General features: G+C 66.5%; 24 protein-coding genes and 1 other RNA gene. 14 read left to right on the top strand and 11 right to left on the bottom strand.

The annotated features are described in order from the left end of the window. Positions 1-73: 73 nt before the first annotated feature. The 4 genes from wrbA to ybaK all read left to right on the top strand — a co-directional run bounded on the left by wrbA (position 74) and on the right by ybaK (position 2,063). Entirely contained in the window at positions 74-670 is a 597-nt protein-coding gene (wrbA, locus tag ACZZ0O_RS11050) for an NAD(P)H:quinone oxidoreductase (RefSeq protein ID WP_055851304.1), read from the top strand. Further along, the gene (locus tag ACZZ0O_RS11045; protein ID WP_323538831.1) at positions 667-1,011 is read left to right on the top strand and encodes a DUF2069 domain-containing protein; all 345 of its coding nucleotides are present in this window, start codon (positions 667-669) and stop codon (positions 1,009-1,011) included. Before wrbA ends, ACZZ0O_RS11045 begins: the two co-directional genes overlap by 4 nt. An 88-nt stretch (positions 1,012-1,099) precedes the next feature. Then, entirely contained in the window at positions 1,100-1,585 is a 486-nt protein-coding gene (locus tag ACZZ0O_RS11040; protein ID WP_055851295.1) for an asparaginase domain-containing protein, read from the top strand. A gap of 4 nt (positions 1,586-1,589) precedes the next feature. Further along, positions 1,590-2,063 carry a Cys-tRNA(Pro) deacylase gene (gene ybaK, locus ACZZ0O_RS11035; RefSeq protein ID WP_323517733.1) on the top strand — a complete coding sequence of 158 codons (474 nt, stop codon included), beginning with the start codon at positions 1,590-1,592 and terminating at the stop codon, positions 2,061-2,063. A gap of 177 nt (positions 2,064-2,240) precedes the next feature. Here the strand turns inward: ybaK and ACZZ0O_RS11030 are convergent, their stop codons facing one another. The 5 genes from ACZZ0O_RS11030 to sufT form a co-directional block, all read right to left on the bottom strand. Continuing rightward, a complete protein-coding gene (locus ACZZ0O_RS11030) occupies positions 2,241-3,938 on the bottom strand; it encodes a S8 family peptidase (protein ID WP_463590790.1) in 1,698 nt (565 codons plus the stop codon). 341 nt (positions 3,939-4,279) lie between these two features. Then, positions 4,280-5,689 carry a S8 family peptidase gene (locus ACZZ0O_RS11025; RefSeq protein ID WP_463590789.1) on the bottom strand — a complete coding sequence of 470 codons (1,410 nt, stop codon included), beginning with the start codon at positions 5,687-5,689 and terminating at the stop codon, positions 4,280-4,282. Between the two features lie 263 nt (positions 5,690-5,952). Further along, on the bottom strand, positions 5,953-7,698 hold the full coding sequence (locus ACZZ0O_RS11020; protein WP_463590788.1) for a S8 family peptidase: 1,746 nt from the start codon (positions 7,696-7,698) through the stop codon (positions 5,953-5,955). A 315-nt stretch (positions 7,699-8,013) separates the two neighbouring features. Beyond that, positions 8,014-9,099, bottom strand: coding sequence for a branched-chain amino acid aminotransferase (locus ACZZ0O_RS11015; protein WP_463590787.1), 1,086 nt, complete (start codon positions 9,097-9,099; stop codon positions 8,014-8,016). A gap of 65 nt (positions 9,100-9,164) precedes the next feature. After that, positions 9,165-9,719, bottom strand: a complete 555-nt coding sequence (sufT, locus tag ACZZ0O_RS11010; protein WP_011260066.1) for a putative Fe-S cluster assembly protein SufT — start codon at positions 9,717-9,719, stop codon at positions 9,165-9,167. 174 nt (positions 9,720-9,893) lie between these two features. Here sufT and ACZZ0O_RS11005 point away from each other — a divergent pair, with 174 nt between their 5' ends. Beyond that, positions 9,894-10,313: a hypothetical protein gene (locus tag ACZZ0O_RS11005; protein WP_463590786.1), complete on the top strand. Its 420-nt coding sequence runs from the start codon at positions 9,894-9,896 to the stop codon at positions 10,311-10,313. A 771-nt stretch (positions 10,314-11,084) separates the two neighbouring features. On the opposite strand, the gene ACZZ0O_RS11000 is transcribed toward ACZZ0O_RS11005, so the two are convergent. Continuing rightward, positions 11,085-12,527, bottom strand: a complete 1,443-nt coding sequence (locus tag ACZZ0O_RS11000; RefSeq protein WP_407078658.1) for an NAD(P)(+) transhydrogenase (Re/Si-specific) subunit beta — start codon at positions 12,525-12,527, stop codon at positions 11,085-11,087. A 131-nt stretch (positions 12,528-12,658) separates the two neighbouring features. Then, entirely contained in the window at positions 12,659-12,970 is a 312-nt protein-coding gene (locus ACZZ0O_RS10995; protein WP_055851467.1) for an NAD(P) transhydrogenase subunit alpha part 2, read from the bottom strand. Positions 12,971-13,083: 113 nt separating this feature from the next. Here ACZZ0O_RS10995 and ACZZ0O_RS10990 point away from each other — a divergent pair, with 113 nt between their 5' ends. Genes ACZZ0O_RS10990 through ACZZ0O_RS10980 form a run of 3 tightly spaced genes read left to right on the top strand, consistent with a single transcriptional unit; the run spans position 13,084 to position 14,488 of the window. Further along, positions 13,084-13,647: an RNA polymerase sigma factor gene (locus ACZZ0O_RS10990; protein WP_323538825.1), complete on the top strand. Its 564-nt coding sequence runs from the start codon at positions 13,084-13,086 to the stop codon at positions 13,645-13,647. Further along, positions 13,644-13,991, top strand: coding sequence for a hypothetical protein (locus tag ACZZ0O_RS10985; RefSeq protein WP_463590785.1), 348 nt, complete (start codon positions 13,644-13,646; stop codon positions 13,989-13,991). The genes ACZZ0O_RS10990 and ACZZ0O_RS10985 overlap by 4 nt, the downstream gene beginning before the upstream one ends. 5 nt (positions 13,992-13,996) lie before the next feature. Next, on the top strand, positions 13,997-14,488 hold the full coding sequence (locus tag ACZZ0O_RS10980; RefSeq protein WP_463590784.1) for a DUF3106 domain-containing protein: 492 nt from the start codon (positions 13,997-13,999) through the stop codon (positions 14,486-14,488). Between the two features lie 111 nt (positions 14,489-14,599). On the opposite strand, the gene ACZZ0O_RS10975 is transcribed toward ACZZ0O_RS10980, so the two are convergent. Then, entirely contained in the window at positions 14,600-15,691 is a 1,092-nt protein-coding gene (locus tag ACZZ0O_RS10975; RefSeq protein ID WP_323517739.1) for an NAD(P) transhydrogenase subunit alpha, read from the bottom strand. Positions 15,692-15,823: 132 nt separating this feature from the next. After that, positions 15,824-16,423, bottom strand: coding sequence for a TetR/AcrR family transcriptional regulator (locus ACZZ0O_RS10970; RefSeq protein WP_115512436.1), 600 nt, complete (start codon positions 16,421-16,423; stop codon positions 15,824-15,826). 130 nt (positions 16,424-16,553) lie between these two features. On the opposite strand from ACZZ0O_RS10970, the gene ACZZ0O_RS10965 reads away from it, so the two are divergent. Both ACZZ0O_RS10965 and ACZZ0O_RS10960 read left to right on the top strand, forming a co-directional pair. Continuing rightward, positions 16,554-17,417 carry an alpha/beta hydrolase gene (locus ACZZ0O_RS10965; RefSeq protein WP_463590783.1) on the top strand — a complete coding sequence of 288 codons (864 nt, stop codon included), beginning with the start codon at positions 16,554-16,556 and terminating at the stop codon, positions 17,415-17,417. A 135-nt stretch (positions 17,418-17,552) separates the two neighbouring features. Further along, a non-coding RNA gene (locus ACZZ0O_RS10960) (sX9 sRNA) lies at positions 17,553-17,628 on the top strand. Between the two features lie 332 nt (positions 17,629-17,960). Here ACZZ0O_RS10960 and ACZZ0O_RS10955 read toward each other — a convergent pair. Next, on the bottom strand, positions 17,961-20,315 hold the full coding sequence (locus tag ACZZ0O_RS10955; protein ID WP_463590782.1) for a DUF1631 domain-containing protein: 2,355 nt from the start codon (positions 20,313-20,315) through the stop codon (positions 17,961-17,963). Positions 20,316-20,537: 222 nt separating this feature from the next. Beyond that, complete coding sequence (locus ACZZ0O_RS10950) at positions 20,538-22,769, bottom strand: DUF1631 domain-containing protein (protein ID WP_463590781.1); 2,232 nt, start codon at positions 22,767-22,769, stop codon at positions 20,538-20,540. A 133-nt stretch (positions 22,770-22,902) separates the two neighbouring features. Here ACZZ0O_RS10950 and ACZZ0O_RS10945 point away from each other — a divergent pair, with 133 nt between their 5' ends. The 4 genes from ACZZ0O_RS10945 to ACZZ0O_RS10930 are packed head-to-tail and all read left to right on the top strand — an operon-like array spanning position 22,903 to position 25,787. After that, positions 22,903-23,478, top strand: coding sequence for a nitroreductase family protein (locus ACZZ0O_RS10945; RefSeq protein ID WP_115553101.1), 576 nt, complete (start codon positions 22,903-22,905; stop codon positions 23,476-23,478). Beyond that, complete coding sequence (locus ACZZ0O_RS10940) at positions 23,475-24,461, top strand: 5'-3' exonuclease (RefSeq protein ID WP_463590780.1); 987 nt, start codon at positions 23,475-23,477, stop codon at positions 24,459-24,461. Before ACZZ0O_RS10945 ends, ACZZ0O_RS10940 begins: the two co-directional genes overlap by 4 nt. Next, the gene (locus ACZZ0O_RS10935; protein ID WP_005988855.1) at positions 24,458-25,009 is read left to right on the top strand and encodes an NUDIX hydrolase; all 552 of its coding nucleotides are present in this window, start codon (positions 24,458-24,460) and stop codon (positions 25,007-25,009) included. Before ACZZ0O_RS10940 ends, ACZZ0O_RS10935 begins: the two co-directional genes overlap by 4 nt. After that, complete coding sequence (locus ACZZ0O_RS10930) at positions 24,990-25,787, top strand: N-formylglutamate amidohydrolase (protein ID WP_463590779.1); 798 nt, start codon at positions 24,990-24,992, stop codon at positions 25,785-25,787. Before ACZZ0O_RS10935 ends, ACZZ0O_RS10930 begins: the two co-directional genes overlap by 20 nt. Positions 25,788-25,810: the final 23 nt, after the last annotated feature.

Here is a 25,810-nt window from a genome sequence, read left to right as displayed (position 1 = left end):
GTCGCACCTGCGGCGTGCAGGCAGGCGGCGGCATGGCCGATACTGCAGCAACTCAACATGCGGCAGAGGCACGATGGCGGAGATTCTGGTGCTGTATTACAGCCGTGGCGGCTCGGTGGCACGGCTGGCGCGGCAGATCGCGCGCGGCATCGGCGAGGTGACGGGCATGAGTGCGCGGCTGCGCACGGTGCCGCCGGTGGCTGCGGTGACACAGACCAGCGCCCCGCCGGTGCCGGACGAAGGCGCGCCGTATGTGGACCGCGTCGATCTGGCCGAATGCAGCGGCCTGCTGCTGGGCAGCCCGACCCGCTTCGGCAACATGGCCGCACCGATGAAACACTTCCTCGACAGCCTGGGCGCCGAATGGGCCACCGGCACCCTGGCCGGCAAGCCGGCAGGCGTGTTCACTTCCACCGCCTCGATGCATGGCGGCCAGGAATCCACCCTGCTATCGATGCACCTGCCGCTGCTGCACCACGGTTGCCTGATTGTCGGCATCCCGTTTACCGAGGCCGCGCTGAGCCACACCACCAGTGGCGGCACCCCGTACGGCGCCAGCCATGTGTCCGGCGCCGGTGGCGACCCGCAACCCAGCGAGGACGAAGCCCTGCTGGCGCGCGCGCTCGGCCGCCGCGTGGCCGACATTGCACGCCGGCTCGCCGCGCCGTGAGCCTGCGCGCCGTGCATTGGCTGCTGACGTTTGCGCTGCTGGCGCTGACTGTGGTGTACGTGATCTGGTTTCACGACGACCCGCGTCGCACCGCCGCCTTGCTGGTCTTCGCGCTGCCGCCGGCACTGACCGGCCTGCTGGCTGTGCGCAGTGCCCGTGCCCGCTTCTGGGCGGGCACCTTTGCGCTGGGCTGGTTCAGTCACGGCGTGATGGCGGCCTGGAGTCAGCCCCACGTCCGCGGACTGGCGTGGCTGGAACTGCTGCTGGCGCTATTGGTCATCGGGCTGGTCAGCGGGCCCGGCGTTGCCGCGCGCTTCGGCAAAAAACGCATCCCGCGCTAACGGCTGCGCCCTGCAGGGCGCGCCGCCGCGCCGTATCATGACGGCCCTCGCGCGGCCTGCACCGCGCACGCTTGAAGGATCCGCAGCAATGGAAGACCTCCTGATCGTCACCACCGGTGGCACGATCGACAAGATCTACTTCGACGACAAATCCGATTACCAGATCGGCGACCCGCAGATTGGCCAGATCCTCAAGGAGCTGGGCGTGACCTTCCGCTTCTCGGTCATTCCGATCATCCGCAAGGATTCGTTGCACATCACCGAGGCTGATCGCGAGCTGATCCGCGCCACCATTGCCGCCCAACCGACCCGCCACGTGTTGATCACCCATGGCACCGATTCGATGGTGGCAACCGGCAAGGTGCTGCAGTCGATCGCCGACAAGACCATCGTGATGACCGGCGCGCTCAACCCGGCGCGTTTCCGCGGCTCGGATGCGGAGTTCAATATCGGTTGCGCGGTCGGTGCGGTGCAGTCGCTGCCGGCCGGCGTGTATATCGCCATGAACGGGCGGATCTGGAATCCGGAACAGGTGCGCAAGAACGTCGCTGCCAACCGTTTCGAATCGCTCTGAGGTCATGAGCAAGGCCACTCGCGCGACCAAGGCATTGGATGCTGCCGGCGTGGCCTACGTGCTTCACCCTTACGACTATCAACCCGACGCAGACGCCAAAGGCCTACAGGCGGCAAACGCGCTTGGGCTGGCACCGCAGACGGTACTGAAAACATTGATGGCCTGGGTCGACGACCTGGCCGTGTGTGCAGTCATTCCCTGCAACCGGCGCCTGTCGCTGAAACAACTGGCCAGCGCATGCGGCGGAAAGTCCGCTCGCATGATGGACGTGGCCGATGCCGAACGCCGCACCGGCTACAAGGTGGGCGGTATCAGCCCGCTCGGTCAGCAGCGGCAGGCGCCGGTGCTGATCGAAGCCACCGCGCTGGACGCACCGGCACTGTGGATCAATGCCGGCCAGCGTGGCTTGCTGCTGGAATTGCCCGGCGCGCAGCTGCTGCAGGCACTCACTGCACGGGCTTGCGTGCTGTGCGAGTAACAGTGGCCACCAAACCGTAGCGCGCACCCGTCAGGTCCGCATGGACGGCATGCTTAGCACCGGAACGTAGGCGTGATACATCCCGCACCCAGCATCGGCCGCGCCCACCTGGTGGCGAGCGCAGCCGGTGTCTCGGCGGTCTTAAGCCCGCATCGGAAGCCGATGCTCCCGCGATGCTCAGTACGTCGCCGTGACGCTGACCCCTGAAAACGCCAGCGTCGCCTTCAACCGCACGTAATACGTGCCGGCCGCCGGTGCGTTCAATGTGCAGCTGTCGGCATTGCCCGGCAGCAGACTGCGGCAGGTGTAGGCGGTGTCGGTGGGCAGTGCAGCTGCGCGTAGCGACAGATCCGCATTGCCGCTGCCCCCGTTGAGCGCCACCTTGAGCGAGCGCGTACCGGCCGGCACGTTGATCTGGTAATACAACACGTCCGACTGCGCTGCACTCAAACCGGTACGTGCCACATTCCTGTCCAAGGTGGTCGACGCGATCACCGCCGCCACCGCGCCATCGGCATTGACCAGCCCCGCACCGCACCCCTGCGTGCAGGCAACCGGCAACGGCCGGGCGCTACTTTTGAGCAGGGCTTTCACCATGGCCGGCGTGAGCGGATTCAGTGCCACCGACTGCATCAGCGCCACCACACCAGACACATGCGGTGCAGCCATCGAGGTGCCGCTGTAAGACGCATACGCCGCATTCCCCGGTACCTTGGTGCCGCTGTTGAGCGTGGAGACGATGGCCTGCCCCGGCGCTGCAATATCCACGCCTTTGCCGAAGTTGGAGAAGCTGGCCTTGGCGCCCGCCGAGGTGGTGGCCGCCACTGCGATCACGTTCGGGCAATTGGCCGGCACGCTGGTGGCCACATCCATATTGCTGTTGCCTGCCGCCACCACCACCGAGCTACCGCGCGTCACCGCACCGGCGATGGCCGTGCTCAGCGTTGTCGAACAATTCCCCGCACCACCCAGCGACAGATTGATCACCGTGGCCGGATTCGGATTGGCCGGCACACCGGTGACCTTGCCGCCCGATGCCCAGACGATCGCATCGGCGATATCGGACATGTACCCGCCGCAGCGGCCTAATACGCGCAGCGGCAGCACCTTGGCATTGAACGCCGTGCCGACCACGCCGCCGGCATTGTTGCCGACCGCCGCCACGATGCCGGCCACATGCGTGCCATGCCAGCTGGAGCTGGAGGCGGACGCACCGGGCCCGCATTCGTTTGCCGCCGTCCAGTCGCCCTGGTCGGCGGCAGTGGCGTCGCGCGCATTGCCGTCGCGCGCCGTCGCCGGGTCGACGATGAAGTCGTAGCCGGGCAGCACATTGGCGTCCAGATCCGGATGCTTGGTGATGCCGGTATCGATCACCGCCACCACGATGCCCTTGCCGGTGGTGCGGTCCCACGCCGGCCGGATATTCAGGGCGGCGGTGCTGGTGCCCATCGCCCACTGCTGCGGCACGCCGGGATCGTTGGGCACCAGCAAGGCGCGCATCAATACGTCCACTTCCACACGCTTGACGGCCGGGTCGGCGGCAAGGCGCCGCATCAGGCTTTCCGCATCCACGCGATCCAGTTTGCGATCGGCCACCAACAACATCGGGCCAGTGCTGAGCCGGCGCGTGGCGGACAACCCCAGCGCGCGCCCGCGCTGTGCAGGCACGGCGCGGGCGATCTCGCGCCACGGCGCAGACAGGCCGGTCGCACGGCTGCTGCCGACACGGTCCTTGTAGCTGACGATGAAACGTTGATGGGTGGAACTGGACGCCAGCCCTTGCAGGCTGACCTCGCCGGCAGTGGCATAAAACGTGCAGGACAACGCACAGACAAACGCAGCGTGGCGCAGCACACCAACCGAGACATGCGACATGGATCAACCCTCCCCAAGGAGCCGAAAATTCGGAAGACAACGCGCTGACGCCCTCTGCGACGCGCGCTGCCTGATCGTGGGGCGGTTGCACACGGCCATGCCTCACGTGCGGTGGCTATCGGCGCGCCGTTTGCGGGGCTGAAGCGGCAGCAAGGCTGCTCCATGCGCTTTGTTCAGCCATTGCCGCCGCCGGTTGGCCGACGCCCAGTCGTGGCCTATGCCCAAACGCACACTGCCCCGCCGAAGCGGGGCAGTGCAGGATTCAAAACACCGACAGCGGCGTCGGGGCCGGCCCGACGTCGATGCCGGCGGTCAGGCCGGCATCGCGCCTTGCCTTCGCGTTACGGGGTCTGGCTGACCGCACCCGCCGCGTTGACGATGCCGGCGCCGCAGCCGCCCGAGCAGGCGCCCGGCAACGGACGTGCGGTGTTCTTCAACAGGGTTTCCACTGCCGCCGGCGTCAGCGGACGGCTGGCCGCCGATTGGACCAGCGCAACCACGCCGGCCACGTGCGGGGCCGCCATCGAGGTGCCGTTGTAGGACGCGTAGCTGGCGCTGCCCGGCGTGGTGGTGCCGCTGTTCAAGGTCGACAGGATCGCCGAGCCCGGGCCGGAGATGTCGATGGTGGTGCCGAAGTTGGAGAAACTCGAACGCGCACCGGCCGAGGTGATCGACGCCACCGAGATCACGTTGGCGCAGCTGGCCGGGGTGAAGTTGGCCACGTTGGCATTGCTGTTGCCGGCCGCCACCACCACCGTGGTACCGCGCGACACCGCACCGTTGATGGCGTTCTGGTAGGTACTGGAACAGGTGCCGTTGCCGCCCAGCGACATGTTGATCACCTCGGCCGGATTGGCGTTGGCCGGTACGCCGGACACCGTGCCGCCGGAGGCCCACACGATGGCGTCGGCGATATCGGATGTTGTGCCACCGCAAAGGCCCAGGGCACGGATCGGCACGACGCGCGCATTGAACGCGGTACCGGCAACACCGGTGCTGTTGTTGGTGACCGCGGCAATCGTGCCGGCCACATGGGTGCCGTGCCAACTCGAATTGGCGGCCGGCACGCCGGTTCCGCACTGGTTGGCAGTACGCCAGTCGCCCTGGTCAACCGGATTGTTGTCGCGGCCGTTGTTGTCGCGCGCGCGCGCCGCATCGCTGATGAAGTCGTAGCCCGGCAGCACGTTGGCATTGAGATCCGGGTGACTGGTAATGCCGGTGTCGATCACCGCCACCACCACGCCGGTGCCGGTGGCGGTGTCCCAGGCCGGACGCACGTTGATGCTGGATGCGGTGGTGCCGAAGCCCCACTGCTCGGACAGCCGCGTGTCGTTCGGGGTCAGCGTCGGATACATGATCTGATCGATTTCCACGTAATCCACGCTCGGATCGGCGGCGATGCGGCGCATCAGCGTCTCGGCTTCGGCACGGTCCAGGCCACGGCTGGCCTTGAGCACTTCCGACCCCAGCGCGGTGCGGCGCACGTGGCTCAGACCCAGCGCGCGACCGGCGCGGGCCGGCACGGCGGAGGCGACCGAATTGAGCGATGCGCGCATCGACGTCGGGCTCACTGTCGGGCTGCTGCCGTCCTTGTACTTGACGATGAAGCGGTCCAGCGTGGGCTGCGATTCCAGACCGGACAGATTGACCTGACCGGCAAACGCCGGCACGGCCAGCAGGGAGGTCAGCGCGGAAACACCCAGCACTACCAGTGCGCGTGCAGGTGCACGACGTTGCGACACATTGGACATCGATCGTTCCTCAAGAAGTAGAAGTGCCGCAGCTGCGGCGAGATGACCGAGCCCTTGCCGCAACACCGCGGATCGGGCCGGACGAAACGGGCGCTGGCGCCCGTCGAAACGACTGACCGGTGTCCATTCCGGCCGAGCGGCAATGCCCTGCCTGCGCCTGCCGAAACGGCAGACGTGGGCGGACATCGCAGATGAGGTGTCGCGCTGGGACAGCGCTGCCTGGCCACGCGACCAGACAGCGCAACAGCGTCGAACGGCAACGTTTAGTAGCTGGCGCTCAAGGTCACGCCAGAGAACGTGCTGTACGCCTTGACCCGCACGTAATACGTGCCGGAGGGCACGCTGATGTTGCAGGTTTCGGTATTGCCGCTGAGGTACGGACGGCAGGCGTAGGTGGTGTCGGTCGGTGCACTGCCGGCGCGCACGTACAGGTCTGCATCGCCGGTGCCGCCGCTGATCGCCACGGTGAGCGTGCCGCTGCCGGCGGGAACGGCGATGGTGTAGTTCAGCTCCGCACCGCTGGCCGCACCCAGGCCGCTGACCGGCGTGCCGTTGGTCAGCGTGTTGCCGGTTCCGCCACCGCCACCACCGTTGCTGCCGCTGATGGCCGCCGTCACCGCGGCGTCGGCATTGACGATGCCGGCGCCGCAACCGCCGGAACAGGCACCCGGCAACGCGCGTGCGGTGTTCTTCAGCAAGGTTTCCACCGCTGCCGGAGTGAGCGCGGTCGGCGCGACCGACTGCACCAGCGCGACCACGCCGGCCACATGCGGCGCCGCCATCGAGGTGCCGTTGTAAGACGCGTAGCTGGCATTGCCCGGGGTGGTGGTGCCGCTATTGAGCGTGGACAGGATCGCCGAGCCCGGCGCGGACACATCGATGCCGGCGCCGAAGTTGGAATAGCTGGCCTTGGCACCCGCCGAGGTGGTGGCCGCCACCGCGATCACGTTGGCGCAGTTGGCCGGCAGCGAGCCGGACACGTTGGCCGAGCTGTTGCCGGCCGCCACCACCACCGTGGTGCCGCGCGACACCGCACCGCTGATGGCGTTCTGCATGGTGGTCGAGCAGGCACCGCCGCCACCGAGCGACATGTTGATGACCTCGGCCGGGTTGGCGTTGGCCGGAATGCCGCTGACGCTGCCGCCCGACGCCCAGACGATGGCGTCGGAGATGTCCGACAACGAGCCGCCGCACTTGCCGAGCACGCGCACCGGCACGACCTTGGCGTTGTAGGCAGTACCGGCCACGCCGGTGCTGTTGTTGGTCACCGCAGCGACCGTGCCGGCCACATGGGTGCCGTGCCAGCTGGAGTTGGAGGCCGGAATCCCGGTGCCGCACTCGTTGGCGGCATACCAGTCGCCCTCGTCTGCAGGGTTGCTGTCGCGGCCATTGCCATCGCGCGCAGCCGTCGCGTCGCTGATGAAGTCGTAGCCGGGCAGGATGTTGGCGCTGAGGTCGGCATGCGTGGTGATGCCGGTGTCGATCACCGCCACCACGACGCCGGTCCCGGTGGCCTTGTCCCAGGCCGGACGGATGTTGAGGCCGGCATTGGTGGTACCAAAGCCCCACTGCTCGGACAGCCGGGTGTCGTTCGGGGTCAGCGTGGCGCGCAGGATCTGGTCGACTTCCACGCTCTGCACGTTCGGGTCGGAGGCCAGTTGACGCATCAGGGTCTCGGCCTCGGCACGGTCCAGCGCGCGGTCGGCCTTGATCAGCTCGGGCCCCAGCGCCAGACGGCGCACTGCGTTCAGACCCAGCGCCTTGCCGGCCTTGGCCGGAACTGCGCGTGCGGCGGTGCGTAGCGAGGTGCTCAGCACAGTGGGACTGGCCAGCGCAGTGCTGCCGTCCTTGTAGGTCACGATGAATTTCTGGTGGGTCTGGGCAGTGGCAAGACCGTCCAGGTAGACCTCACCGGCAAACGCAGGTGTTGCCAGCAACAGGGAGGTCAGCGCAGTGGCGCCCAGGACGGTAAGCGTGCGAGGACGCTTGCGGAATGACTCGTTCGACATCGAATTCCCTTCCAAATCAAAGAGAACCGCCTTGGCGGTGTAATCCGGCACCGCCTGCATAGGTCGGCGCCGAGTCCCCGAATCAATCCCCTGTTATTGATCCGTTCAGCGAACCTATCCCACTCCAACCAGACTGGACAATACGAAATCGACACTTTTGAAACTTAAATATCAGTTTTGTGACAAGCGTCATGTCTGCTCAGTCCGCTTCCCACAGTTTTTTGACGGGATGCATGTCGCCCTGCTGCATGGCAGGCAAAAAAAAAGCCCCTGCGCTGACGCGCAGAGGCCTGTTTTTGACGCTGTACCGCTGACTCAGGACAAGCGCACCAACCAGCCATGCCGGTCCGGCACGCGGCCGTACTGGATATCGGTCAATTCCTGGCGCAGCGACATGGTCACCTCGCCCGCCGGCGCGGACAGATCGCCCACCGCAAAGCCGTCGCCCTTGAGCTCACCGATCGGGGTGACCACCGCAGCAGTGCCGCAGGCAAACACTTCGACAATCTCGCCCGACGCCACGCCCTGCTTCCATTCGTCGATGGACACCTTGCGCTCGACCACACGCATGCCGCGGTCGCGCGCCAGCTGCAGGATGCTGTCGCGGGTGATGCCTTCCAGGATGCTGCCGGACAGTTCCGGGGTCACCAGGCTGCCGTCCTGGTAGACCAGGAACACGTTCATGCCGCCCAGTTCTTCGATGTACTTGCCTTCGACCGGATCCAGAAACAGCACCTGCGAGCAGCCCTGCGCATAGGCTTTCTGCTGCGGCAGCAGCGAAGCGGCGTAGTTGCCGCCGCACTTGGCCGCGCCGGTGCCGCCCTTGGCCGCACGTGCGTACTCGGTGGACAACCAGATCGACACCGGCGCCACGCCCTTGGCGAAGTAAGGGCCGGCCGGACTGGCGATCACGTAGTACGAGGCCTTGTGCGCGGCGCGCACGCCCAGAAAGGCCTCATCGGCGATCATGAACGGGCGGAAATACAGGCTGGTCTCCGGCGCCGACGGCACCCAGCCGGCATCCACGGCCACCAGCTGGCGCAGCGATTCGACAAACAGGTCCACCGGCAATTCCGGCAGCGCCAGACGACGCGCCGAGCGCTGCAGGCGTTCGCCGTTGGACTGCGGGCGGAAGGTCCAGATCGAGCCATCGGCATGCCGGTAAGCCTTGATGCCTTCGAAGATTTCCTGGCCGTAATGCAGCACCGACGCGGCCGGGTCCAACTGCAGCGGGCCGTAGGCACGCACTTGCGCGTCGTGCCAGCCCTGCTCGTTGTTCCAGGAAATGGCGACCATGTGGTCGGTGAAATGCAGCCCGAAACCGGGCGCGGCCAGGATCACGGACAGTTCGTCGACGCTGCGCGGCGACGGAGAACGGGTGGAAGCGAAGGACACGGACACCGGAAGATTCCTGTATGGCGGGCGGAAGGACGCGGCGCCACATCTGCGGACATGGCGCCTGACGATCAGAGCATGCCGGTCTCGAGACGGGCCGCTTCGGACATCATATGCCGGCCCCACGGCGGGTCGAACACCAGCTCGACATCGGCCTCGGCAATGGTCGGGATCATTTCCACCTTGCTGCGCACGTCGTCGACCAGGATCTCACCCATGCCGCAGCCGGGCGCGGTGAGCGTCATCTTGACGTCCACCCGGCGCTGGTTGTCCTCTTCGCGATGGCTGACCACCGCTTCGTAGACCAGGCCCAGATCGACGATATTGAACGGAATTTCCGGGTCGAAGCAGGTGCGCAACTGCTGCCATACCAGTGCTTCCACTTCTTCGTCGCTGGCGTTAGCGGGCAATTCCAGCCCCGGCGGAGCCTCCTTGCCGATCGCATCGCCATCCTTGCCGGCAATGCGGAACAGATTGCCTTCGACAAAGACCGTGTAGCTGCCACCCAGGGCCTGGGTGATATAGCCATAACTGCCTGCGGGCAGGGTCACCGAATCGCCCTGCGGCACCATGACGGCATCGCAATCGCGTTCGAACTGGACGGGTTCGCTGCTACGGGAGTACATGGGCTGGATATGGGGCCGCGCCGGACGCGCGCAAGTCGGCCATTCTAGCCGACCGAGATGGCGCCGCCGCCGCTGGCCGCCAATCCCTTCAACGACGCTGCATTCCATCTGCCGATGCAGTGCGTCGCAAAGTGCGGCATGCGCTCTATCATGTGCGCACTGTCAGGAGCTCCAATGCCGCCCACCTCCGCGTCCGCCAGAAGCGCCCACTGGCTCTGGCCCCCGCTCCTGTTGCTGGGAAGCGTCACCGCCCTCATCGCCTGGCTGCTCATCGCCCTTGCGCTCGGCAACCAGGCCGGCTGGATGGCGGTACTGGTCGCACTGGAAGTGGTCTGGATGCTGCGCCTGGGCACACTGCGCGCCGGCCGGTTGCGTATCGGCGTGGCGGTGGCGACCACCGCATTGATCATCGTCGGTGCTAACTGGGGCATTGCCTCGGCGCAACTGGGCGGGTCGCTGGGCCTGGACCCGTGGACCTCGGCCCAGAAAATGGGCCCTCGCCTGGCCTGGACCCTGGTGCAACTGGCCAATAATGCGTTCGACCTGCTGTGTTACTTCGCAGCGGTGCTCGTGGCGTGGTGGGCTGCGCGCTGAGCAAGGCGCAGTTGTCGCGGTAGCCGAAGCAGCAATGCGTTGAAGCGGATGCCTCGGTCACATAGATCCAGATGGCGCTGTTCTTCGAGGACTGTCGTGCTCATTGTGCCGACGCAGCGATGCCTGGAGCTCTGCGACTTGGCTGCAGGGCCCTTACCCGCCCACCCTCGCGGGACACGCTGCAAGTACGTCCTTGTAAGCTCTTTGGCGGCATCCATGCCGCCAAAGGTCCCGCGAGGGTGGGCGGGCAAGGACCAGTCAAGCTGGTCGGTGTGCGTGGTTGCGAGCAGGGCATGACGTGCGCTGACCGGGTCACTGTTCGTCGACCAGCTTCTCAGCACCTTCTCATCGCAAGCGGAGCAGCAGACCGGCTTTCAACACGCAATCCAAAACTTTCATTTGCATAGCGCAGCGCAAGCCCGGTAACACGCTTTCAAGAAAGCAGCCGACCAACTCTCTGGTGCGGTGTCCTCGCCGCTTGCGGGACCCTTGGCGGCATGGATGCCGCCAAGGAGCCTCCAGGGACGGATTCACGGCGTGTCCCGCAAGCGGTGAGGGCACCGCGCCCTCGACGAGCTGAGCGTTGGACTACCTCTGGACACTGCTGCGATTCGAAAGCTCGGCAGCTTGTTTGCGACTGGCTGGAGATTGCGGATAGATCACGCGTGAGCTGCCGATCTGCGCCTCAGCTGCAAGGAACTTGGCAGCGAGCACACCGCCCTCGACCAATCGGCTTCTCAAGTGCATCCGCGACATCAGTCGTACGAGGCCTCAATGCCCGCCCCCATCCAGCGCCTTCAACTCGCTGACCAGCGCGCTGGCCGCTTCGGCACCGTCGCCGTAGAGCATGCGGGTGTTGTCGGCGTAGAACAGCGCATTTTCGATGCCGGCAAAGCCGGTGCCCTTGCCGCGCTTGATCACCACGGTATTGCGTGAATTGACCACGTCCAGGATCGGCATGCCGTAGATCGGGCTGGCCGGGTCGGTCTTGGCGACCGGGTTGACCACGTCGTTGGCGCCGATCACCAGCGACACATCGGTGCTGGCGAACTCGGGATTGATGTCGTCCATGTCGGCGATCAGGTCGTACGGCACGCCGGCTTCGGCCAGCAGCACGTTCATATGCCCGGGCATGCGCCCGGCGACCGGGTGGATCGCAAACTTCACCTTGACCCCGCGCGCGATCAGCCGCTGCGCCAGCTCCCAGATCTTGTGCTGCGCCTGCGCCACCGCCATGCCGTAGCCGGGCACGATCACCACCCGCTCGGCGAAGGCCATCATCGCGGCCACATCGCTGGCCTCGATGGGTTTTTGCGCGCCGCTGATCTCCTGCGCCTGCCCGCCGCCACCGAAGTTGGAAAACAGCACGCCGCTGATCGGCCGGTTCATCGCCTTGGCCATCAGCCGGGTCAGCAAGATGCCGGCCGCGCCCACCATCATGCCGGCAATGATCAATGCCTCATTGCCCAGCACATAGCCTTCAAACGCCACCGCCAGGCCGGTAAAAGCGTTGTAGAGCGAAATCACCACCGGCATGTCGGCACCGCCGATCGGCAGCGTCATCAACACGCCCAGCGCGAGCGCCACGGCGAAGAAGGCGATGATCGCCAGCGGCTGCAGGCTGGTGGCGGCCCAGATGCCGAGCGCCAGGACTGCCAGCGCCACCAGCAGATTGACCGCCTGCTGGCCGGGGAAGGTCACCCGTCGGTCGAGCCGGCCATCCAGTTTGGCCCAGGCGATGATCGAGCCGGACAAGGACACCGCCCCGATCGCCGAGCCGATCACCGCCAGCATCACCGTGGTGGTGTCCGGCCGCCGCGCCGCCAGTTCGGCGATCGCCTGCGCGCTCCAGTGCGCGGTATCGCGATTGGCGAAGAAGGAAAACCGCAGCAGCTCCACCGCGCCAATCGCCGCCGCCGAGCCGCCGCCCATGCCGTTGTACAGCGCCACCATCTGCGGCATGTCGGTGATGGCCACCTTCTTGGCCGACCACCATGCCACCCCGGTGCCGATCGCCAGCGCTGCCAGGATCAGCGGCACGTTGTGCAGTTCCGGCAGGAAGAACGTGGCCACCGTGGCGATCAGCATGCCGGCGCCGGCCCAGCGGATGCCGCTACGCGCGGTCCTGGGAGAGGCCATGCGTTGCAGGCCGAGCAGGAACAGGGTCGCGGCGATCAGGTAGCTACTCTTGATGAGGATCGGCAAAAGGTGCATCAGCAGCCACGCTCCAGAGAAGGACATCTGCCCGAACGGCAGCACATAAGCCAGGAAGCCCAGCGCGAAGCCGAGCAGCGGGACAAGCACGGCCGCGGCCACCACCGCTGCGATGCGTAGGCGCCGTACGTTCAATCTTTCGCGTCGCGCTTGGCCGGATCCGGCTTGCTGGATTTGAACATGTCCAGCATCCGCTCGGTCACCACGTAACCCCCGGCTGCATTGCCCGCGCCCAGCACCACCGCGACGAACCCCAGCGCTTTTTCCAGCGTGGTATCGGCATGCCCAAGCACCACCATCGCGCCGATCAGCACGATGCCGTGGATGAAGTTGGAGCCGGACATCAGCGGGGTATGCAGGATCACCGGCACCCGCGAGATGATCACGTGGCCGGCGATGGCCGCCAGCATGAAGATGTACAGCGCTACGAACCCGTCGCTCATCGTCTTTCGCTCCACTGGCCGGTGCGGCCCGCCGATCATACCCACGCATCGGGCATGTCAACCGAATCGGCGCTGGGCCGTTGACGTCGTATCGTCTTCGCGGAAGCTACGCTGTGCTGGTGGGAACCCCTTTCGATCCGCAGCCTTCTACAACGGCCGCTGCCGTCCCGGTGTCGCTGGACGCCTTTTTGGCGGGCATCGGTCCGCGTGCGTTCCGTTTTGCCGAGGCCGGTCTGCGTCACCGCGAAGACGCGCTGGATGCCGTGCAGGACGCCATGGTCAAGCTGCTCGGCTACCGTGAACGGCCGGCCGAGGAATGGACGCCGCTGTTCTGGAGCATCCTGCGCAGCCGCATCATCGACCTGCAGCGCCGCCGCACGTTCCGGCTGAAGTTCTGGGCACCGGCCGAGCGCGCCGATGACGAAGGCCCGATCGAGTGGGCCGACCCCGGCATCGGCCCGGTCGGCGCGCAGCAACATCAGCAGGCCTACCAGCGGCTGGTCCAGGCGTTGCGTAGCCTGCCGGCGCGCCAGCGCGAGGCGTTCACGCTGCGCGTACTGGAAGACCTGGATGTGGCCACCACCGCCAAGGCGATGGGCTGCTCCGAAGGCTCGGTCAAAACTCACCTATCGCGCGCGCGCGACGCGTTACAAAAACAGTTCGAGGATTTCCTGTGAACCACTCCCACGATCCGGCCCAGTTCGATGCGCAACTGCGCCAACTGCACGCCGCCGCGCTCACCAGCCTGCCGCCGCAGACCCTGGCACGCCTGCGCCAGGCACGTCACGCGTCGGCGCCGCGTCCACGCCGCGGTTACTGGTTGCTGGCCACCGCCTGTTCGGGTCTGCTGGCCGTCGCTATCGGCCTGCAACTGCGACCGGGCGACACTGCACCCACAAGCGTCGCGCCGACCCAGGCAGTGGCCGGCAACAGCGCCGGCACCGACACCGACGACCTGCTGACCCAGAACCCCGACCTGTATGTCTGGCTCGGGTCCGATACCGCTTTGGCCATGGAATGAGCACGATGACCCGCACCACCCGCCTGCTGTTGACCCTGCTGCTCTGCGCCGGGCCGTGCGCGTCGCTGTTGGCTCAGGATCGCCCGCCGCCGGGCCCGCCAGGGCCACCGCCGATGGACGGACCCGGCCCGCATGGCCCAGGCCCACGCAACGAAACGCCGATGCCGGAGTGGGACAAGCTGACCCAGCAACAGCGTCAAGTGCTGATCGATGCGCTGCGCGAGCGCTGGAACGATGTGCCCGAAGAACGTCCGCGCATGTACCGGCATGCCAGTCGCTGGCTGGACATGACTCCCGAACAGCGCAAGCAGGCCAAGGCCGGCATGGACCGCTTCCGCAACATGAGTCCGGACCAGCGCCGCGAAGCCAAGGCCTTGTTCGACCGCATGCGCGCGCTCAACCCGCAACAGCGCAATGAGCTGCAACAACGCTGGCAGAAGATGAGCCCGGCCGAACGCAGCGCCTGGTTACGCGACCACCCGCCGACGGACGATTGAACGCCGCCGCACTGGCCGCGCAGCAGCGCGACGGCGTGCAATCAAGCCTTGACGGTCATCTCCATCGCGCACCAGCGACACGTCGAACAGCCACTGCGCGCACGCAGCGCGCTAGGCCGCCGGTGTGGCCGACCAACGCGTCTTCGCCAGCAACTCATCGTCCCAGTCGAATGACAGCGCACCGTCGCTGATCAACAACGCGGCGAATGCGTAGACGTTGCGCGCAAACATCTCGCTGGCATGCACCGCGCCCTGGCTTGCCAGATTGAGCGGCCCGGCGACCACCACGCCATCGAGATCGACGGTTTCGCCCGGACGCGTAGCCGCACAGTTGCCGCCGGTTTCCGCAGCCAGATCCACGATCACGCTGCCGGCGCGCATGCCCTGCACCATCTCCGTGGTCACGATCTTTGGCGCTGGTCGCCCCGGCACGGCCGCAGTGCAGACCACCACATCCACGCCTTTGAGATGCTCGGCCAGGCGGCGCTGCTGCTCGGCGCGTTCGTCGTCGGTGAGTTGGCGTGCGTAGCCGCCTTCGCCGGCAGCGCTGACGCCCAGATCCAGAAAGCGCGCGCCCAGGGACGCGATCTGCTCGCGGGTTTCCGGGCGCACATCGAAACCTTCCACCTGCGCGCCCAGCCGTTTGGCCGTGGCGATCGCCTGCAAGCCGGCAACACCCGCACCGATTACCACGACCTTGCAGGGGCGCATCGTGCCCGCGGCGGTGGTGAGCATCGGGAAGAACCGCGGCGCCAGTTGCGCGGCCAGTAACACCGCCTTGTAACCGGCCATGCCGGCTTGCGAACTCAGCACGTCCATCGATTGCGCACGCGTGGTGCGCGGCAGGCGCTCCAGCGGAAACGCCACCAGTTCGCGCGTGGCAAATGCCTGCGCACGCGCCGGGTCGGCATCGGGTGCGAGCATGCCGATCACCACTGTCTGCGGTTTGCACAACAGCAAGACATCAGTCGGCGGTGCCTGCACACAGAGCAGCATGTCGGCCTGATCAAGCGTGTGTGCGCTGGCAAGTTGCGCACCGGCCTGCAGATACGCCGCATCGTCCATGCTGCTGGCGCGGCCGGCGTCCGGCTCGATCCACACATGGGCGCCGAGCGCGACCAGCTTCTTGACCGTTTCCGGCGTTGCCGCCACCCGGCGTTCGCCTGCCGCCTGTTCTTTCAGCACCAGCACCTGCACAGCCATGGGTTGCTCCGGTCTCGCGCTCAGTGCGGCGATGCTAGCAGAGCGTGGCCGCGGCGCCTGGCACGTGTGCTGCGCTGGCTGTCGGCCAGGTCGCACGTCAGCCTGTACCGCGTTTTCCCCGCAGATCGCGCATCAGGGTTCAAGCACCGCATGCAGCAACGGGGCGAACACCAGTTCCGGCGCAAACGCGCGCAAGGCGTCGTGCTTGCGGTCGATCGCCAGCGAGGCATAGCCGTGCACTGCGCTCCACGCCAGCAGGGTGCGTTGTTCCAGCAGCTCGGCGTCTGGCGCGCTGCCGTGACGGGCACTCCACTGTGTGCGCACCGTGTCGCGCAGGCAGGCCATGGCTGCCTCGCTGGCCTGCAGCAGCCGTGGCAGGCTGCGCGAACGCAGGTCCAGGCCCAACATCAGCCGGAACTGCTGCGGATAGTCGATGGCGAATCGCAGGTAGCCCAGTCCGCAGCCCAGCAGCGGGTTGGCAAGTTCCTGCTGGGTTGCGTGGATGCGCGCGAGCATGCGTTCGTAGCCATCGGCCGCCACTTCCGCCAACAACCCGTCCAGCGAGCCGAAGTGGTGCGCGGGTGCGGCATGCGAGACCCCGGCGCGGCGCGCGCATTCGCGCAAGGTCAGCCCACGCACGCCCGATTCGCCGACCAGCTCCCAGCCAGCGCGACGCAATGCGGCCGGCAGATCGCCGTGGTGATAGCCAGCAGGAACGTCTGATCGCGACATGGCGGCTTCGTTTATCGGGAGCTCAGTGGAGCAGATCATCTTGACGCTGACAAGATTCAATCGGCAGACTTGTGTCGCATCTTGTCGGCGACAAGATGTGCGACGCGCCCTCCCCTACAAGGACTCCCCCATGAGCTCGTCCATCGCCAAATTGCGTGCGCGGCTGCTCCGCGGCCTGATGCGCACAGTCAGTCGCCTGGCCCCCGGCCCGACCGGCCGCTCTCTGGCGCGCCGTTTCGTCACCCCGGGTGCGGCAGGGCGTCGGCAGGCGGCCACCATCGCCGCAACGTTGACCGATGTGCAGCAGCAAACCCTGCACATCGACGGCATCGACATCGCCGTCTACCAATGGGGCGACCCTGCGCAGCAGCCGTATGTGCTGCTGTCGCATGGCTGGGCCAGCTATGGCCTGCGCTTTGCGGCCTGGGTGCCGCAGCTACGCGCGCTTGGCTATGCGGTGCTGGCGTTCGATCAGGCGGCACATGGTCTGAGCAGCGGCAAGATCAGCAACATGCCGCATTTCGTCAAGATGCTGCGCCAGATCGGCGAGCGTTTTGGCCGCCCTGCGATGTTCATCGGCCACTCGCTGGGGGCGGCCTCAGTGGTGTTTGCCGACGACCCGGCATGGCGTCCGTCCCGTTATGTGTTGATCGCCCCGCTGGTGGCGCCGGCCGCCAGCGCGCAACGTCAGTTCCGTGCGTTCGGTATTGCACCCGGCGCATTCGCACCGTTCGAAAATTGGCTGATCCAGCTCACCGGCAAGTGTTTTGCCGACTTCGATGCGACCGCGCACCTGCCGCACTTCGATCGCCCGGCGCTGATCATCCACGACCGCCGCGACCGCGAGACGCCGTGGGAAGAAGGCGCACGCTTTGCCGCACTCTGGCCAGGCGCGCAGCTGTTCAGTACCGAAGGACTGGGCCATAACCGCATGGTCGATCACGCCTCGGTGATCGCGCGGGCGCTGGAGTTCATCGGCCCGGCATCGCGCTGAGTAGCGCGCTCCGGGATGCGGTCATCGCGGGCGTGGGTGCCGGAGTACAGGCGTCAGGGGAATCCGTCGGTTAAGAGCGGCTGACAAAAGGACTGTGCTCACCGCCAAGCGGGCGCGGCCGATGCTTGGTGCCGCATGTACCACGCGTAGACTCCGGTTCCTCCGGGCTGTCCACACCCACCTGGCGAATGCTCGCTACGTTTTGTTAGCCGCTCTAAGCGTGTTGCGCAATCCAATCGCAAATGCAGCGCTTACGTATTGCGCGACAAGGCAGCACACGTCGCGTTTGCTGGTGCAATGATTCCGCGCCTGCCGATGAGTCACTTCGAAAGAGTCGCCTGGCCATCCGAACCGCCACGACGCCGCAAACATCCGGCGTCTGCTGCAGGAGCCCGACGACTCCAGGAGTCCAAACGCCGACACGGCAAGACCCTCGCGATGGTCGCGCCAGCGACGCATATCCACTCTTCAAAGCACGCTCGCCGAAGACGGCGATACAGCCTCCGACGCGCAGCGACAGCGCTGCGCAGTCGATGCAATCGCTCAGTGCACCGTGCCGTTGTTGTGCGGATCCAGCCGGTCGATCACGCCCTGCATCGCGCTGTCGAACGCGCCGTCGTTGATGTGTTCGCGCAGGCGCCCCAGCCGCACCATCACCGCCAGTTCTTCCGGCGAGGCGACGCAGAAACGCACACCGCGGCGGTTGACGAACAATAGCCGCTGCGAAATCGGGCTGACCCACGACAGCTTGCCGGCCTGCACCTTGCCGTCCTTGTCGACGAAATCCAGCCAGGTGCCGATGTCCATCGCACGGAACCGTTCGGCGTCGGCACTGTCGATGCTCTGCGCCACCGCTTCGGCACCCAGCACTACGCTGACGCTTTCGGCCGCTGGCGGCGGCAGGTTGACCTGCGGCAGTTCCGGCAAGGCTTTTTCCAGCTCCGGGCGTGCCTCGGCGATGGCTTGCAAGGTGTCGTGCAATGCCGTGATCGCCACCACCACCGCGTCGCCATGCAGGCCAACGCTGGCGAACACGCGATGCAGCGCCGGTTGCCAGACCTGCAGCCACGGCTTGCCGATGATGTGGCGGCGCGCCTCGCTCAGTTCTTCCAACACGCCATCGGCCAGCGCCAATGCTTCCACCGTGCCGGGACCTTCGTCGCCGTCGCGCAGGATCGCCATGGTCAGGTGATGCAGCCACGGCTGGCGCAGGAAGTCTTCCACCGCCTTGGGCAACGGCGCACCGGCCAGCACGCGCTGCTCCAGCTCCGCCAGCGCGCGGTTGCGCGCCAACTCCAGTTTTTCCTGGCCGCGCTGGGTTTCGGTGGCGCGGCGCTCGGCAATTTCCACACGGCGGCGGTGCTGCGACAGGAAGTCGCGGAACTCTTCTTCCAGGGTCAGGAAGATCGCCAGGTTCTCGTTGAATTCGGCCACCAGACGGTCGACGATTTCTTCGACCTTGCCCATCAGCACTCGCTCGGCGGCGCTGTCGCCGTTGTTGCCCTCGCAGGCCTCGGCCAGCGAATTGAGCAGGCGCCGCGCCGGGTGAGTCTTCTGCACGAACATCTTGCGGTCCAGCAGCGCCACTTTGACGAAGGGCACCACCAGCCGGCCGATCATTTCGCGCGAGCGGTTTTCCAGATCGCGCTCGTCCAGCATCACGTCGAACAGCATGCCGACCAGGTCGATCGCATCCTCGTCCATCGGGTCCAGCTTTGCGGTGGCCGGGTCCACGCCCAGACGCGTAGCGCTGTTGAGCACTTCGTTCTTCAGACGCTGCGCAAGCGATTCGTTGTCGTCGCCGATGGCCGCCTGCAGCGTTGCGCTGGGCGTGGCCTGCAGCAACGACAGCACCGACATCATTTCGCGCTGGCTCAGCGGGCGTTGCTGGCCCACCGCCACCGACGCAGCCGAGGCCGTGCTGTCGCGCACGCTACGGGTCTGCTGCAGCAGTTCGTGCAGTGCATCCAGCAGCATGCCCTGGCTGCCGCCAGGATGATCGGCCTCGCCTTCCATGCCGCCAGCGCCGCCACCATCGGCATGACCGCGTTGCGCGGCGGCCTGCATGCGGCCGCGGCTATGCGCCCAGCGGTCCAGGAAGCGATTGGCCCAGGCTGGCGCGTATTGGTCGTTCTGATCGTCGCCGCCCATTTCGGTATCGCCGCCATAAGCGTCGGCTTGCGCGCGCGCTTCGGGCGTCTCGCCACGTGGCTGCATGCGCGGCGGCGGGCGCTTGGGCTGCGAAATTTCCGGCATCACGCCGGCCTTGACCAGAGTTTCGTCCAGACGCGCATACAACTTGCCGATCGGTTCGGCCAGGTCGCGCTCGCATAGCTTGATCACCACCAGGCGCACTTCCGGCGCCAGATCGCAGGTGGCGAACGCTTCGTGGATCGCCACACCCAGATGTTCCGGACCGAACGGATTGGTGTCGGCCACCAGTTCCAGGCCACCGGCAATCCAGCCCAGGCGGCGGTCGACACGCGCCAGCACCTGCTTGAAATCGCGCAGCAGCACGGTGGCAAGGTTGCGTACTGCCAACCGCGATTCGAGTACGTGCTCGGGCACCAGACTGAGCGGGCCGGTGCCCATGTCGCCGGCCAGTACCACTTCGGCCGACAACGGCGTTCCGAGCAACAGCGCCTGCCAGCCGTCTTCCAGCTGTTGGCGGAATTGGGTGGTCACGTCTTCGCGCTTGCGGCGCAACTCGCGCATGCCATCGAGAAACAGCAACTGTGACGCGCCGGCGGATTCGGCGCGATCGAACAGGACATCATCGAAATGTGCGACTGCAGCTGCAAACACCTGCACCAGCGCGGGCACGAACACGTCATGCGCCTGTTCGAGCAAGCGTTGGTCACGGCCCGGCTGTCCCGACGGACTGGGCTGAAAAGTCATGCGCAAAGGCTCCCCGCCTCTGCAGGCGTGAAAATATTCAAACGAGTAAAAACAGACGCGGCCCCAAATTCCGCCCTCGCATGGTAGGCGTTTCGCTCGTTCGTTAAGTGTGACGCAGCTCTCACTTTACTCGTGACCGCCCAGGGTTTGCGTGTCAAGGAGACATCGTAGCCCGCAACCTTGCGGTGGAGCCTGCCGGCACCCGTTATACGCCTGCGGGGGTTAAGCCTTGAGGGGGTCAGACGCGTCCAGCCCGTCGACCACGTCCTGCATCGCGCTGTAGAAAGCGTCTTCTTCACGGTGCAGGCGCAGGCGATCCAGCCAGACCATCATGGCCAGCTCTTCCGGCGAGGACACGCACAGCCGCCCGCCGCGCCGATTGACGAACATCAGCCGCCCGGAAATCGGGCTGATCCACGACAGCTTGCCCGGTTGGACACGGCCTTCGCGGTCGACGAAGTCCAGGCTGGTGCCGATTGCCATGGCGCGAAAGAAGTCGGCGGTGATGCGGTCGAATTCCACCTGCCCGCCCGCATCGAGCATCGGGGTCAACGGCTCTGCCACCGGGTCGACGGGGCTGGGCACCAGGCGCAATGCGGTCAAGGTGGGGGCGAGCGCTTCCGCATGGACAGCAGCCGGGGTGGGTGCCAGCGCGCGCAGCAGTTCCTGCAAGGCCTGTTCGGCCTCGCGCGGCCCCAACCCGGCCAACGCAAACGCCTGCAGCAACGGCGCACGCTGTGCATCCAGCCCGGTATCGCTGCGCGCAGGCGTCAGCTGCGCCAACACGGCGTCGCCCACCGCAATGGCGGCGTCCAGGCCCGGGCCGGCGCCATCGGCGCGCAACGCAACCTGTTGCACGCTCGGATGCCAGACGCGGCTGAGAAAATGCTCCACCACCGGCGGCAGCGATCCGCGTGCCAGCCGCTCGGCCAGCGCCTGGGCGGCAATGCTGCGTGCGCGTTCGCGGCGTTCTTCGGCACGTTGCAATTCGTTGGCGCGGCGCTCGGCAATCTCCACGCGTCGCCGGTACTGCTCGTAACTGGCGCCGAACTCGGCTTCCAACGCCAAGAACACCGCTGGATGCTCGTCGAAGTCGCGCACGACGGTGACGACTGCCGCCTCCACCTGCGCCAGCAAGGCCTGTTCGGCCGGGCTTTCGCCGCCATTGCCGTCGCAGGCATCCACCAGCAGATTGAGCAGACGACGCGCCGGGTGGCCATCGCGCACGAACAGATGGCCGTCGAGCATCGCCATCTTGGCCATCGGCACCAGCAACTGCCCCAGCAGGCGGCGTTGCGCATCGGAAAGCTGGCTCTGCACCAGGATCGCGTCGAACAGCAGCGCGATCAGATCCAGCGCATCGGCATCGTTGGGGTCCAGGCAGGTGGTGACCGGGTCGACGCCAAGCGAGGCAGCCGCGCGCATGAGGTGCTGCCGCAGTGCGTGCGGCAAGCCGCGCTGCCCGTCGTCGATGCTGTCGAACCCGGCGCCGGGCATGGTCTGCAGCAGCGACAACGCCGAAACCACCTCACGCGGCGACAGCCGCCGCTGCGCGACCGACTCCAACCGCCCGGCATCGGGCTCGCGCAGGTGGCGCGCCTGTTGCAAACGCTGGTGCAACGCGGCCGGCAGCACTTCGCGGCCGCTGCGCAGATGCACGTCGATCACCTTGACGTCGACCAATGCCCCCTGCCCGCCGGACCAGTCGGCAAAGAACCGTGCGATCCAGTCCGGCGTCTCGGTGGTGTCCTCGTTGCCGGTCTTGCCCTGGCGCGGGATGCCGCCGCGGCGATGGCGCGCCTGCGGCAACTCGCGCAGGCTGGCAACCTGCGCCAACGCCTGTTCCAGCTCTGCGTAGCGCTGGCCTACGCGCGGCATCAGCTGCTGCTCGCAGACCTTGATGACCGCCAGATGCACCTTAGCCGCCAGCGTCACGCCCTGGAAGGCCTCGTACAGCGCCACGCCCAGGTGCTCAGGGCCGAACGGATTGCTGTCGCCATCGATGCGCAGCCCGCCGGCGATGAAGCCCAGATAGCGATTGAGCCGCATCAGCTCCGGCCGCCATTGATGCTGCAACGCGCCGGCCAGATTGCGCACCGCCAGCCGGACTTCAAGATCCTGTTCGGGCAGCAGAGTCAGCCCGGCAGCGCCGCGTGCCAGGCTACGCTCGGCCGACAACGGCCGCGCGGACTCCAGGCCCTGCCAGGCCTTGGCCAGATGCCCGCGAAAGCGCGCAGTGATCGGTTCGCGCTGCTGCCGCAAGGCCTGGATGGCTTCCATGAAATCGTTCTGGGCCGCGCCGGCATCGGCCGCCAGGCGGAACAACGCCTCGGCCAGCGCGTCCTGTACGTCGATGAACGCATCGGCCAGCGGCACCAGTACGATATCGCGCACCTGATCGAGCAGTTGCGGGTTGCGGCTGGGCAGAGGATCGGTGGACGCGAACTGGGTCATCGGACAACGCTGAAGGAGCGGGCAGGAAGGGGCGATGCCGTTGCAGCAGGCGTCACCCGGCCGGCCATCATGCGGCGGGCGTTGGGAAGGGCCCGTCTATAATTGACTTATTCGTCGCCCAGAAACGCAAATTATGCATGCACCGTATTCGCTACAGGCGCTGGACGCGCGTCGTTCGGTCCCCTCCAAACAATTGGGCGAGCCCGGCCCGGATGAAGACACCTTGCTGCGCATGCTGACATCGGCCGTGCGCGTGCCCGACCACGGCAAGCTGGTGCCGTTCCGTTTCCTGCGCATCAGCGGCGACGCGCGGCATGCCCTGGGCGACTTTCTGGCCGAACGCACCCAGGCCGCCGATCCGCTGGCGCCGCCAGCCGTAGTCGAAAAAGACCGCAACCGCTTCAGCGACGCACCGTTGGCGATCGTAGTCATCGCCTCGCTGCGCCCCGAGCACAAGGTGCCCGAGCAGGAACAGCTGCTCACCGCCGGCTGCGTGTGTTTTGCATTGCTGCAGGCCGCGCAGGCGCATGGCTTCGGCGCGCAGTGGCTGACCGCCTGGATGGCCTACGACCCGGCCGTCAGCGGCTATCTGGGCTTGGGCGAAAACGAGCGCATCGCCGGCTTCATCCATATCGGCACGCCGCGCATGCAGGTGCCGGAGCGCGAGCGTCCGGACCCGCGCGCCTTGTTGCGCGACTGGACCCCATGAGCACGCTGCCGGGTGCCATTGCCGCGGCGCTGCCGGGCGGTCCGCGCCCGGAGCCGCTGTATCTGATCGATGCCAGTTTGTACGTGTTTCGCGCCTGGCATTCGATCCCGGACGAGTTTCAGGACGCGCAAGGCTGGCCGACCAATGCGGTGCACGGCTTTGCGCGTTTTCTGCTGGACCTGCTGGAACGCGAGCGCCCGCAGTACATCACCATTGCCTTCGACGAAGCGTTGGACAGCTGCTTTCGGCATGCCATCTACCCAGCCTACAAAGGCAACCGCGAGCCGGCGCCGGATGCATTGCGGCGCCAGTTTGCGCATTGCAAGGCACTGTGCGCGGCACTGGGCCTGAGCGTGCTGGCGCACCGCGAGTACGAGGCCGACGATCTGATCGGCAGCGCCTTGCACAGCGTGCGCGCGCAAGGCTTGCGCGGGGTGATCGTGTCGGCCGACAAGGATCTGTCGCAATTGCTGTTCGAACACGACGAACAGTGGGATTACGCGCGCAACTTGCGCTGGGGCATGGACGGGGTAAAGGCGCGCCATGGTGTGCATGCGCATCAGATTGCCGACTATCTGGCGCTGTGCGGCGATGCGATCGACAACATTCCCGGCATCACCGGCATCGGCGCCAAATCGGCAGCCGTGCTGCTGGCGCATTTCGGCAGCCTGGATGCCTTGCTGGAACGCATCGACGAGATCCCGTTTCTGCGCTTGCGCGGCGCTGCGCAAATGGCCGTGCGGCTGCGCGAACAGCGCGACCATGCGTTGTTATGGCGCCAGCTCACTACCATTGCATTGGACGCACCGCTCGGCTTGACCGATGCCGGCTTCACGCGCACGCAGGCCGATGCGGACATGCTGATCGGCTTATGCGACAGCCTGCGTTTCGGGCCGCTCACGCGCCGACGCTTGCTGGCCGTGTGCGACGGCGCCGCACTGCCGTCCCCTCCCGCTTCCCTGTCTCAAGGCACCTACCCATGAACCGACACGACACCCCGCCCACCGTGGTTTACGAAGGCAAGTACCAGCGCATGGTCGTGCGTGGCACCTGGGAATATTCCGAGCGTGTGCACGCCGGCGGCCTGGCCGCGATCATCGTGGCGGTGACGCCGGACGATGCGATGTTGTTCGTCGAACAGTTCCGCGTGCCGTTACAAGCGCGCACCATCGAAATGCCGGCCGGGCTGGTCGGCGATGTGCATGCCGATGAATCGATCGAGCTGTCAGCGATCCGCGAACTGGAAGAAGAAACCGGCTGGACCGCCGAACACGCCGAAGTGCTGATGATCGGCCCCACCTCGGCCGGCGCCAGCAGCGAGAAGATCGCGTTCGTGCGCGCCACCGGGCTGCGCAAGGTCGGCGCAGGCGGCGGCGATGCCAGCGAAGACATCACCGTGCACGAAATCCCGCGCGCGCAGGTCGGCGCGTGGCTGGTGCAGAAGATGGCCGAGGGCTATCAGATGGATCCCAAGTTGTGGGCCGGGCTGTATCTGGTCGATCACGCACTGGATGGCACGCCGCGTGGTTGATGCCGCTGCCGGTCACTTGCTTGGCCCCGAGGATCCGCCAGCGTTCACCGTGCACAACGCGCAGGCGGCATCGCCGTGGCTGTTGATCGCCGATCACGCAGGTCAGCGCGTGCCTGCACGGCTGGCCAATCTGGGCCTGCCGCAGCAGGAGCTGGACCGCCATATCGGCTGGGATATCGGCATCGCACAGGTCACCCGTCTGCTGGCCGAGGCGCTGGATGCGATCGCTATCACCCAGACTTATTCGCGCCTGGTGATCGACTGCAACCGGCCCGATGACGCGGCCAGTCGGATGCCGGAGATCAGCGACGGCACATCCATTCCCGGCAATCTGGCGTTGACCGCCGCCGATCGCCAGCAACGTATCGATGCGATCTTCGCGCCCTACCACGCACGCATTGCGGCCGAACTGGATGCACGCGCGCAGCGCGCCCAACCGACGCTGCTGGTGTCGATGCACAGCTTCACCCCGGTGATGGCCGGCAACGCGCGGCCCTGGCATGCGGGCGTGCTGTACCACCGCGATACGCGACTGGCGCATCGCTTGCTGGATGCCTTGCGCGCGGAACCGGATCTGGTGGTTGGCGACAATCAACCGTACGCGGTAAGCGATGCAACCGACTACGCCATCCCGGTCCATGGCGAAGGCCGCGGGCTGCTGCATGTGGAGCTGGAAATCCGCCAGGACCTGATCGGCGACACCGCCGGGCAACAGGCATGGGCAGATCGATTGGCGCGCATCCTGCCGCCGCTGGCCCGGGCGCTGTTGCCACGCTGAAACGACACCCCCCGTAGGAGCGT

This window comes from Xanthomonas sp. AC360, assembly GCF_979258225.1.
Note: the sequence above shows the minus strand (reverse complement) of the source record. Positions and strands in the feature narration are given on the sequence as shown.